This is a genomic window from Sphingobacterium hungaricum (assembly GCF_015210005.1).
Taxonomy (GTDB): Bacteria; Bacteroidota; Bacteroidia; order Sphingobacteriales; family Sphingobacteriaceae; genus Sphingobacterium; species Sphingobacterium hungaricum.
Genome location: NZ_MU158698.1, coordinates 212,477 through 224,958 on the forward strand (window position 1 = coordinate 212,477; position 12,482 = coordinate 224,958).

At 39.2% G+C, this 12,482-nt stretch carries 8 protein-coding genes; all 8 read left to right on the forward strand.

The genetic code is table 11. The features are described 5' to 3' along the window. Window positions 1–5 precede the first annotated feature (5 nt). The 8 genes from C4F49_RS04070 to C4F49_RS04105 all read left to right on the forward strand — a co-directional run bounded on the left by C4F49_RS04070 (window position 6) and on the right by C4F49_RS04105 (window position 12,461). A complete protein-coding gene (locus tag C4F49_RS04070) occupies window positions 6–1,106 on the forward strand; it encodes a fasciclin domain-containing protein (RefSeq protein ID WP_196934605.1) in 1,101 nt (366 codons plus the stop codon). A gap of 116 nt (window positions 1,107–1,222) precedes the next feature. Beyond that, window positions 1,223–2,242, forward strand: a complete 1,020-nt coding sequence (locus tag C4F49_RS04075) for a DUF5007 domain-containing protein (protein ID WP_231388200.1) — start codon at window positions 1,223–1,225, stop codon at window positions 2,240–2,242. A 13-nt stretch (window positions 2,243–2,255) separates the two neighbouring features. After that, on the forward strand, window positions 2,256–5,399 hold the full coding sequence (locus C4F49_RS04080; RefSeq protein ID WP_196934607.1) for a SusC/RagA family TonB-linked outer membrane protein: 3,144 nt from the start codon (window positions 2,256–2,258) through the stop codon (window positions 5,397–5,399). Window positions 5,400–5,412: 13 nt separating this feature from the next. Continuing rightward, entirely contained in the window at window positions 5,413–6,954 is a 1,542-nt protein-coding gene (locus C4F49_RS04085; protein WP_196934608.1) for a RagB/SusD family nutrient uptake outer membrane protein, read from the forward strand. Window positions 6,955–6,965: 11 nt separating this feature from the next. Beyond that, entirely contained in the window at window positions 6,966–7,715 is a 750-nt protein-coding gene (locus C4F49_RS04090; RefSeq protein ID WP_196934609.1) for a fasciclin domain-containing protein, read from the forward strand. A 10-nt stretch (window positions 7,716–7,725) separates the two neighbouring features. Further along, window positions 7,726–9,342: a DUF5008 domain-containing protein gene (locus C4F49_RS04095; protein WP_196934610.1), complete on the forward strand. Its 1,617-nt coding sequence runs from the start codon at window positions 7,726–7,728 to the stop codon at window positions 9,340–9,342. 5 nt (window positions 9,343–9,347) lie between these two features. Beyond that, entirely contained in the window at window positions 9,348–11,069 is a 1,722-nt protein-coding gene (locus C4F49_RS04100) for a DUF4983 domain-containing protein (protein ID WP_196934611.1), read from the forward strand. Between the two features lie 12 nt (window positions 11,070–11,081). Then, window positions 11,082–12,461, forward strand: coding sequence for a discoidin domain-containing protein (locus C4F49_RS04105; RefSeq protein WP_196934612.1), 1,380 nt, complete (start codon window positions 11,082–11,084; stop codon window positions 12,459–12,461). Window positions 12,462–12,482 lie beyond the last annotated feature (21 nt).

Here is a 12,482-nt window from a genome sequence, read left to right on the forward strand (position 1 = left end):
TTCTCATGAAAAATACGAATTATATCATTTTATTGGTCAGCCTATTTTTTTGCATGAGTTGTGCAAAAGATGGAGGGTTTTATGATCAGCAAATAAAGTCTGTTGAATACAACGGAACAGTTTACGAATATTTAAAAAGCCAGCCCGGGGTATTTGATTCCTTGATTCAAGTGATCGATCGAGTTGGACTGCAAGAAATTCTGAACGATAGCGCAATCACGCTCTTCGCTCCTTCCAACCAGAGTTTCCGATTGGCTATTGAAAATTTGAACAACACGAGGAAATTAGCGGAACAACCTATTGAATTTTTGTCGAGTATTCAATATGAACATTTAGACACGATGGCTTCGCAATATATTATCAGAGGAGTTCTGCCTACTGATTCTATGCAACGTCAAGATGGAATTGCAATGAGGGATTTTAAATACAATTATCCAATGCATGCTAAACTTCATCTAACAAGTTCATCAGGATATCAAGGCGGAGGGCCGACATTGATTGATTTCAGTGATACCAAAAGAAGTCAATTCTATAGAAATTGGGTGACGACAAGCACCGCGTCAATCAATATCAAAACATCCAATGGAATTGTTCATGTGGTGAATCAAGATCACGTATTCGGGTTTAATGCATTTGTTAGCCGATTGACTTACATTCCACCTCCACCAAATCTTTTCGTAACTGTAGGCGGTACGTACTCAGTTTCTAATGAAAACAGCGGAGGACCAAATGCGGTAGAAGCATCTAAATATGTATTTGACGGAAATCCTGAAACAAAGTATTTATACGGAGGAATTCCAGGAGACTTCTGGTTACAAGTTCAATTTGCCGAACCACAGGTAGCGAATGCTTACACCTTGACATCAGCTAATGATGATCCGAATAGAGATCCAACAGATTGGCGTTTGCAAGGTTCGCAAGATGGTTCGACATGGGTGGCTTTAGATTCGAAAGTATCCGAAGTATTCGCGTCAAGATTCCAGTTGCGAGTGTTCAGGTTTGCGAATACAACTGCATACAAATACTATCGAATCAACTTCATGCGGTTAAGGAGTGGAAATGTATTCCAATTGGCAGATTGGTCAATGAATATTGAAGAAAGATAAACTTAAATTAAGATCAGATAATGCAACATATTGTCAACATAAGAAACAAAACGTATTGGTCAAAATCTTTAGTTTTTGGAAGTATTATAGCGCTTAGCCTATCATCTTGTCAAAAAATGTATAATCTCCCAGAAGACAAAGATTTTATCAGCGAAAACATCAATTACTCGAGTAAGGAATTCTATCCAATTTTGGGTAGAACCAATGTCATGGGTTCCATCAACCTAGATAATTCGACACTTCCTTTGAAGTTTGAAATTATTAATTCCAGGTATGGAGATGGACGCCCAGCAACTGATTTATTTCAAGTTAAACCTACTTATACATGGATTGATATGTATGATGGTGAAGAAAAAAGCCTTGAAGAAATCGAGAGAAAAAGGGTCAAAGTAGACAGACCTCTTCTTGAAGTGGATTCTGCAGGTCGATTTATTCTACATTATACGGCTACAAATGATTTAATCGAACCCAGACCGACAGATAGTACAACATTAACTCAGGATGTGCGCTTTTTCGATCTGAAGATCACCAATTCTGGTGGTGTCCGCTACGTAAATGATTTTGTATTCATTCCTTGGAGGCAACGTGATTATGAACCAAACAATGATATCAATCCATATACTGGAGGAATTGCACCGGATCCTTTAAGTCCTAGAGACCCTAATAGAAGAGATTACATTATACCAACCTACATGGAAAATATCGTTGGGGAAGTCTCAAACATTCCATTGGTAAATAATACGCTTAAAAAAGATGTGGTAGTATATATCCGACGCTTTGAACCAGGACCTGGAAACAAATTGCGCTTTGTCTTTCTGGACAAGAACCAGAACCCAATTGATCCCGCAAAGTTCAATGAAACTAGATGGGAAAATTTAGTACATGGATTTAACATGACCAAAACGGCCGAATACGTTCAATATGATGTAGCCTATCCGATTCCGTTAACGAATTATCCGACATTTTATACAGACAACGGTAATGCAAAAGCACAATTTTCATATTCCAGAATTGGTTTTGGCGGAACAAGATCCACATCGATTTTTAGACTGAATTTTAGAATTTTTCAAGAAGGAAACTGGGAGATCGTATTTCATTTCAGAAACGAGAATCCAAGATTTGCTGACGAACAATAAGACTATTTTATACATGGAAAACCAAATTAAATCAATTATTATATTTCTAGTACTTTCTTTGTACTCATGGGATTTGTGTGCTCAAAATACGTCTATAAAAGGAAAGGTCGTCGATAGCAAAAATGTCGGTCTTTCTGGAGTTAGTGTCTCTACCGCAACTCCTTATCGCCAACTAACTGCCACAGACGACAATGGAAATTTCACAGTTTCAGTTCCGGCAAATGCAACTTTGCTATTTAAATCTGTTGGATTTGATGACGTACGCTTTACGGTAAAAGCTGGCCAAACAAACATAAACATTACCTTAACTTCATCCGATAGCGATATCGGTGAGGTGGTAGTCCGCGGATATGCAACGCGATCGAAACAATTAAACACAGGATCTTCTACCATCATTACACGTGATGAGGTTCAGGATGTTCCAGTAGGACTAGAACAGCTCCTTCAGGGTAAAGTTCCCGGAATGAACATTCAGGTTAACACTGGAGCGCCGGGTTTTAGAGGAACAACACAGATCCGTGGGCTATCTTCGATTGCAGTTTCTGGATCGGGCGATCAGTCATTCCTTCAACCGACTTCTCCGCTTTATGTAATCGACGGAGTTCCTTTGGATGCTGATCGTGCTTCTGAATTTGGATTTGAACAGCAAGGACCGGGTGTCAGTCCGCTATCTATGATTCCTCAAGAAGATATTGAAAGCATAGAAATCTTAAAGGATGCGCAAGCAACTGCTTTGTATGGATCTTTGGCTGCATATGGGGTAATCATCATAACCACTAAGCGCGGAAAATCTGAAGTACCTCGCGTTCGCTATACGCATAACTCATTTATTCAAACTCCTCCAAAACTTAGAGAAACCTTGGGTGGAAATTTAGAACGTTGGATGAAAATCCAACAAATTATCAATAATGCAGAATTTGAATCACAAATCGATCAGATTTCTCAAATCCCTCATTTAGCAGATAGTTTAAATGCTTATTTCAATAATTCAACGGATTGGCAAAATCTATATTACCGTACGACTTACAACCAAAGTCACAACTTAAATATCGATGGTGGTAATGAGAAATTAGCTTACAAAGCAAACATTGGTTACTTAAATCAACAAGGTATTATCCGAAACACAGGTTTCGAACGATATTCTGCGAACTTAAGAATGGATTATAATCCAGACCGTAAGTTTAAATTCGTTGGACAGGTATTTGCTCAATTGGGTAAACAGAATAAAGGGGATGGATTAGGTATCCTCCAATCAGGCGTAGCGAATGGCGGAGAATCATCCACACTCTTGCCTCCTCCATCATTCTATTCTTCATCAACGAGTTATTTATCTTCGATCAATACCAGAAATGATAATAATGTTCGATTGATCAAACCATTTATCGAGGCTTCGTATGAAGTGTTGACAGGACTTCGTGTAAGCACAACCTTGAGTTACGAATTTGTTTCCAGTACAGAAGATACATTCACACCTGCAGCTGCTAACAATCAGTTTTCTCAAGTATATTCTTTTTCAGGACGTGAGACGCAGTTATATAGCCGTAACGCCATTAACTACAGCAAGTCTTTTAACGATAAGCACAATATATTCTTCAACTTCTTTAATGAAATCAGGGACGTGACTCGCTTGAATACGATTACTCGCCAAGCTAGAACACCTAACGATCAGTTTGAAGGACCGTTGGGATTTGATGGATATTCTTCAAGAGGTGGAGGTATCAGCGGATTTGCTGATGAGAAATCATTGTCTTTTGCCTTTGGTGGTTCATATGATTACATGAAGCGTTATGTGTTGGATTTATCTTACCGTATGGATGGTTCATCCAGAAATGGATTTGAAAACCTATACACGACGAATCCGGCAATCGGTATGCGCTGGAATGCGCACAATGAAACTTGGGCAGAAGATCTTTCTTGGTTATCACTTGCTTCATTGCGTATGAGCTGGGGTGTAAACGTCATGCCAAATAGTACCTTAGACCGGATTTATGGGCGCTATGTATTGAACGGGTCTTACAATAATTTGATAGGTATCGGAATCGATTACGATTTAATTCCTAATCCAAATTTAAAACCGACTACATCGTCTCAATATAACTTAGGTTTGGATTTCTCATTCTTAAACAACCGAATTGATATTGTGTATGATACCTATTACAAAGAAGTTACCAACCTACTTTTCGATGCATTCTTGAATAACACAACCGGTTTTAACAAACTGCAATCCAATGATGCAGCGATTACCAATTTTGGACATGAGTTAGCGGTTACGGTAAGGCCTCTTCGCCCGACTAGCAATTTGAAGTGGACAATTTCGGTAAATGGGGCTTACAACAAAGATATATTGACTCAATTGCCTTCGCATTACAGCGGACAATTTGTTCGATTCGATCCTGACAATAATGGACAGCATAATATCTTCCGAGTAGGAACCTCTACCCTATCAAATTATTTATTGATCAACAAAGGTGTTTATGCCAATGATAGTGATGTGCCGGTTGATCCAAATACAGGTTTGCGTTATCGCATGGCCAATGGCGAATTCTTTCAAGCAGGTGATCCGATTTGGGAAGATCGCAATGGAGATTATATTTTGGACGATCGCGATTATATGCGTACAGGTAATTCACAGCCCTTATTCACGGGTGGTGCGTATACAAATTTAATGTACAAACAATGGGGATTAACCATTAATGCATCTTATACTGCCGTAAGAACTATTTTGAACAATGCTTTAGCAAGACGTTTAAACCTAATGAATAACCCGTTGGGACAAGGCGGAGACAATAAAGTGTATGTGCCATTAGACGATGTGAATGTATGGTTAAAACCTGGTGATCAAGCAACTTATCCCTACCCGTATGATTATTCGAGAAGTGGCCGTGTAAGCCCATTTAGATATGATCAGACCTTATGGGCAGAGGATGGCTCTTATTTCAAAATCAACAGTTTGATCTTGAGCTACAATTTTGATAAAGATGTTGTAAGAAGATTTGGTTTACAGCAATTCAGGATGTATGTATCGACAGAGAACGTGATTACTTTCTCGAAATACAGTGGTCCAAATCCGGAAGCAGTAACCAGTATGGGTAGAGATTTAAGTAGTGGTTATCCTGTTCCAAGAACATATAACCTAGGTTTTAATATTGAATTCTAATAATAACCAGAAGATGAACAATATATCAACAAAATTTATACGAATCGGCCTGTTAGTCTTAGCATTGACAGTTTCAAATTCTTGTAAAAATTATTTAACGGTAGAGCCGATTGACCGATTGACTGGGAATAACTTTTATTTATCCAAAGCTGATGTGGAAGCCAATATTGCTTTTATCTATAGTCGCTTTTTTGAGAAAATAAATGAGACTTGGGTAATGGGTGCCATCGGTGAAGCAAGGTCAGGAGAAATCAAAGTTTCTCCAGGAGCCAACAATGAAAACGCACGAAGAGTGGTCGAAGCGTTAGGAAGGAATGACATGAATTCAGCCATCTATTCGACTCAATACGAAATGTACAATTTGGCGCAAGTCACTCGTTGGAAAAAGTATTATGAAGTGATTCAAAGTGTCAACATCCTCTTGGAAAAACTGGAAGAAGGAATTCCAGGTGTTTCTGAATCAGATTATGTTCGCTACAAAGCGGAGGCAACTTTTATCCGTTGCTTTACCTACTTCTGGATGGTTAGGTTGTATGGCGATGTGGTATATTATACAGATACTTATTTCCGGGAATCCCTACCGCGTGAGAATATGGTCAGTGTCTTGAATAAATGCATTGCGGAACTGACTGTTCAAAAAGATTTAATGCCTTGGGCTTTCGACGACATTGCTCAGCGAGGCGCTCGGCCTGCAAAAGGTGGATTAATCGCTTTGTTAATGCACATGAATATGTGGAATGCAACGTTTGACTTTTTAAATACTAGAAAATACCAGGAAGTAACTGCCTCTTTAGGAAGAGAATTAATTACAAGCGGCTATCACAAACTTTATCCATTGACTGATGAGTCATGGGCTGAAGTAATGAAAGGAAGAACAGAGGAATCTTTGTTTGAATTTTACAGGAGTATCAACTACGGTGACAATGTTGCTGCCCTTGCTCCTTTTTGGGATCACTTCTTAAGATGGCCATACAAATTTCCTCGTTTCAACAATAACATGAGCCACTGTTATTTTACATCCACCTACATGGAAACAATTTATCCAGAAGCAGAAGCGGATAAAAGACGTGATTTATGGTTTGAGGATATATTATCTGACAACGGACAGTTTGTGTTAAGAAAATACGGAACAAACGTGTATGCATCTGGAAACGAAGACAAAAATCCCGACATCACTTTCATGATCTTCCGTTATGCAGACGCCATCTTGCTTCATGCAGAGGCTTTGGCCGAATTGGGAAATAGAGATGATGAAGCGAAGGCTTCCTTAAATTTAATCCGTAACCGTGCCGGCGCAAATCCATATGATGGTGGCGGAGGTGCTGAATTAAAAGACTTTATTTATTTGGAACGTTGCAGAGAACTCATTGGAGAAAGCCATCGGTATTTCGATTTGATCCGTACGAAACGAATTTTGAGTGCACAATGGACAAATGCTCCAATGAATTTAGATCAATTTAATCGTGGTGCTTGGACATGGCCTATTGACCCAGCCGCACGAAATAACAATCCGAACATGACATTAAACGAATATTGGATATCAACTGGTTGGTAGAACATAGACATATGAAAAAGATTATTTTTAACAGCAAAAAAATATTGTTTTTAGGATTGAGCATTTTTGCTTTGCTCGCATCCTGTGCTAAAGACGATTATTACATCGATGGAGGATTAGCGAATCCACATTTTGATGGTACAATGTTGGAATATTTTGATTCCAAACCAAGGCAATTTGATACAATCGCCCAAATCATTCGATTGGCAGAAATGGAAGAAATTTTCAGTACTGGAGATATTACCTTCTTTGCCCCTAGCGACGATTGCATTAAGCGTTTTATCGGAACGATTAATACAGATGGGTTGAACAGGGATTTGTACAATAGTCTATTGGATACTATTGTCAATCTTTCGGATGTTTCTCCCGAAATCTGGCAAGCCTATTTAACACCGCTGATTTTTAAATCCAAAAAGTTATTGGCCGACTACCCACAAGTAGATTTTAACTTGTTAAATGTACATGGCGGACAAAATTACATTTCTGAATGGCAGACCGTGAGTAATATCGGTGTCGTTTTCAATGATGCAGTTAGCGCAGATGGAAAATCAGTTTTGAAATACCTAGGATATAGACAACTGAATTTTACCCCATTTTACGCAAATTCAGCGACAATAGATAACAATAACACCATACCAGTCGCCTCATCTGATATTCAACCGACGAATGGTGCGGTTCACGTTTTAGATTACACCAGGAGAGATCGAACGATACGACTAACTTATGAAATCAGACAATTAATATTTGATAGTAAACGATAACCTTTAAATTATGAAAAATAGAATTTACCCCATTATTTTAGGTTTTTGCAGTCTACTACTGGTCTGGAGCTGCAATAAGGAAGCGGAATTTTTCTCCGAGCCTTATCCTGAACCAAAAAACCCATTAGGAATCATCATAGACCGATCCCAAATTGCCAATCCTGCGACAGGTGGCCCTGGAACAGTAGTAACCATTAAAGTGGCTGGATTACAAGAATTTCAAGACAAAGCTGTCTTTCAGTTCAATGGTCAAAAAGCGGAAATCGTTTCGATAACTGCTACTGAGGTACAGGTTAAAGTTCCAGCCTTTGCAAGTACAGGCCCAACTGCTATTATTGTCGACGACATCATCGTATATGGCCCTGAGTTTATGGTAGAAGGTATCGTGAAAGTAGATCCTACATGGACTGCGATCATGGGAGCGAACAATTCGGTACACAATCATTTGGTCACTACGGACGGAAAAATAATTTATGTTGGTGCGTTTAATAATTACAACAACAAAGGTTTGGTAAAACCTACGAATAGATTGGTCAGAACATTTACTGATGGAACCTATGATGTGTCATGGAGGACAGGTGAAGGATCTACAGGCACAATTTACAAAATCTTGCAGATCAATGATCGCTACTATATTTCTGGTGCTTTTGGAGGTTACGATAAAAAACGCGAAAACATCAGTAACCTGACCCGATTGAACCTCAATGGCGAATTGGATACTTTGGGTGTAAAACCTTGGAGAAGACCGAATCAAAGTGATACGACTAAATATGTACCTTTTTTCAACGGCGGATTTAATAACACGATCCAAAATATTTATGAAAGCAATGGCAAAATAATTGTCAGCGGATTCGACATCAGATATTATGTAAAGAGAGATTATTTAAAACCAAATGCTCGCGAAACAAGAGACACCACAATTCTTGATAGTACCGAAATCAGACATCTTGCACGCTTGAACCTAGATGGTTCATTAGATAAAACATATCGCTTCACTGCTGGAGGACAGCCTTTTGCTGGCGCTAATGGTTATGTAAAATCAATGAAGCATGAGTCAGGATCTTTAAAGGAAAAAATAGTTGTCTTCGGTTCATTCACGCGTTTTGACGAAAAGAGTACGGGTTACATCGCAAGAATAAATGCTGACGGTACGATCGATAATACCTTCAACAGCAATGGGAACGGTGCAGACTTCAATATTGATGAAGTGACATTTAATCCAGTAACGAATAAATATATGGTTACAGGGGAATTTAAATCTTTTAATGGCACAACGGTTAATCGAGTTTGTATGCTAAATGCGGATGGAAGTTTAGATGCAAGCTTTCAAGCTAAAACATTTTTGAATGGATTCCCTCGCTATGCCAAACAATTAAATGATGGAAAAATCGTGATTTCAGGGAGTTTTGGTTCCTATGCGGGTATCGTCAGAAATGGTTTTATGATCGTAGATGCCAAAGGTGATTTGATTCCAGAACTGAACACAACAGGACAATTCAGCGGAAGCTTATCTAATGTTGTTGAAACAACTTCTGAAGATGGTAAACGAGCTTTGTTACTAATGGGCAGTTTTTGGATGTTCGACAGCGAGCCAGTGAATAATATTACTAGAATTATTTTAGAATAAAGAGCATGAAAAAGAAAATTAACATGTTAGTCAATAAGAAGTTTTTAGGATTAATATCAGCAGGGATACTTTTATGGAGCTGTAATTCTGATTTTGCTAAAGTAATCCCGGAGGTGGGTGAAAATGAAGAGATCAATGTAACGTATGGAACGCCCAAAGTTCTCTTGTTAGTCGTAGATGGTGCGCGCGGTGAGTCTGTTCGCACAGCTAATGTGCCTACAATCAATAGCATTCTGCCAAAGTCAATTTACAGCTTCGTTTCTTTGAGCGAAGACAATTCCATGGGAATCGCAAATAACTGGGCAGATTTATTCACGGGAGTAAGAAAAAACAAGCACAATGTTTCAAGTGATTTTGCAACAAACAACTTTGAGTCTTATCCCCTCCTATTCGATCGGATCATCAATAAAGAAGCCGATGCTAAATTAAAAATGTTCAGTACGTCTGAAACATTTTTAGAGGGTTTGGGAGAACATAACACGACAACCTTAAGCGGTTCGGATGGTGACGTAACGAACAACATCATCTCTGCGTTGAACGAGGATGACATCACCATGATCACTGGACACTATACGTCCGTAGATGCCGCTGGAGCAAGCAGTGTGTACGACAATTCTTCAGCAGCATACAAGCAGGCTATAGAAAATTTTGATGCTGATTTCAGCAAAATTCTAACAGCTGTAAAAGCCAGAGCGAATTACGAAAGTGAAAATTGGTTAATCGTCGTTACGTCTAGTCAAGGAGGAGAATTTCAGCTTCCGGACAGCCAAAATGATAATACCATTTTCAGTGTGCCAGCGGTCAATACATTCACGATTTACCACGCATTAAGTTATAACTTGCGTTTTATCGGAAAACCCTACATTGGAAATAGAATGGTCGGCGATTACATCCGTTTTAACGATACGAAATATGCCGAATTGGTAGAAGGCGACAACACGATTTACAACCTTGGGGAAGGCGAATTCACTGTTGAATTAAAAATCAAAAAGAACAAAGGCCCAAACAACACGTATAAATTTAATTATGCTTCCGTTTTAGGGAAAAGACCGTACTGGCAAGATGGCTGGACAAACGACCGCAATGTACGTGGCTGGGTAATTTATTTAGAAGAGAATTATTGGATGTTCAATGCTGGAGGAACTGGCGCAACTGCGCAAGTCAAAGGTGGTGTTTTGAACAATGCAAGCTGGAACAGCATTTCAGCCGTGGGTTATATGAAAGAGGGAAAACGTTTCCTAAAAACCTATACCAATGGTGTAGCTAACGAAGACATTGACATCTCGGGCTGGGGAAATATTGACAGCGATGCCTTATTGCGTTTCGGAACATTGCCAAGCACCAATACATGGAAACCTGACGTTTACCTCGCCGATGTGAGAATCTGGAAAGTTGGATTGCCTGAAGAGGTAATCAAACAGTTCAGCTGTGAAGTCGGTTTGGACAATCGCCATCCGTACATTGACAATTTAGCTGGAAGCTGGTCTGTATTGGGATCCGATGGTGAATATATTTTAGATGAAAGCCCGTATGGCGGAAAGCTGAAATTGGGTGGAACAGGTTATCAGATTGAGCGACTTAACGATTACATCTGTGCTCCTTCTGTGGCAGATCTAGGATTATTGGTACCAAGAAATCCAGACATTTCTGCACAAATTTTTAGTTGGTTAAAAGTGCCAAGACAGACGAATTGGCAACTGGACGGCCGTGTATGGTTAGATAAATAAATCGTATAGATCATGACGAAATATAAAAATATTCAGCTATTCTTTTTAGCGAGCATGCTGTTGACATCAATGGCATGTAAAGACCATATGTTAGACGAATTTTCATTGGGTGGAAATTCAGTATCTACGGTCAAAACTTCAGGAATCTCCGGTCCAATAAATAAGACCAACGAAAGTGTGATCGTTCCAGTAAGCATAAAATTGAATAAACCTGCTTCAAAAGCATTTGAGGTGAGTCTAAGCATTAACCAAGATTCAATTAGCAAATTGATTGCTTCGGGAAGCCTACCAGATGCTGTCGCGGTAACAGGCGATGCCATCACGATTCCGAATACAGCCAAAGTAGAATATGGATCGGATAGTGCTACATTCACTATTTCTATCCTAAGAACGGCGCTAGAAAAAAATTACGGTAAAAATGTAGCCGTCGGCTATACGATTGTTACTGCAGGGAAAGGAAATGCCATTGATTCCAAAGGCAATTTTCAGGTGATCAGTTTGAATACAGATGATATATTGGACAATTCTGACATTCACTTCCTGTCCCTAACAAATGGTGCGGGGACCATTATCGAAGCCAAAAACAGAACAAATTATACAAGTTCCTCATCAGGACTTTCGGTTCCAATCGGTGTTTCCTTAGCGAGTTTTCCAGGAAATGCTTTTCGTGTGAGCGTTGTTACGAAGCCAGATACCATAGCCAATCTGGTAACAAGTGGCTATCTTCCGGAAAATACGATTGCGCTTAAAACAGGAGAATACACAATAGCTTCTACCGTAACTTTCGCAAGCAACTCGAGTCAATCCAATTTGGTATTGGATGTGCCATGGAGTATTGTCGAGAAATATGTAGGAAAAAAACTAGCGGTTTTTGTGGAGCTGAAAAACCCAACCTTGCATGTACTCGATGAAGCCAAAAAATACACAACGATAGTCATTGACTCCGAATTTGTTCTAGAAATGGATGTGACCAATCAAGGTGTGTTTTCTGTAAATCAGGACAACAATGGCGGAGCCACGCACAATGAAGGGTCGTTGAAATTAGTTGACAACAATTACAATTCTAAGTTTTTGAAACAAAGTTTCGATGGAACCTTGTGGGCACAGATTGTGTATACTACGCCTCAAAATATTGGCGCATATACCATTACATCTGCAAACGATGCTCCAGAGCGTGACCCGAATGCTTGGAATATTCAGGGTTCTAACGACGGAGTTAACTGGACAGTAATCAGCAACATAGCAAATGAAACATTTGCGCAACGATTTCTGACCAAACGGTATGAAATTACAAACCCGACACCATACACTCACTTTAGAATTAACTTCACTTCGAATATCGGAAGTAATTTACTTCAAATCGGAGAATGGAGGATGATTAGAACACCTTAAATTCATATAAACCAATTTTAA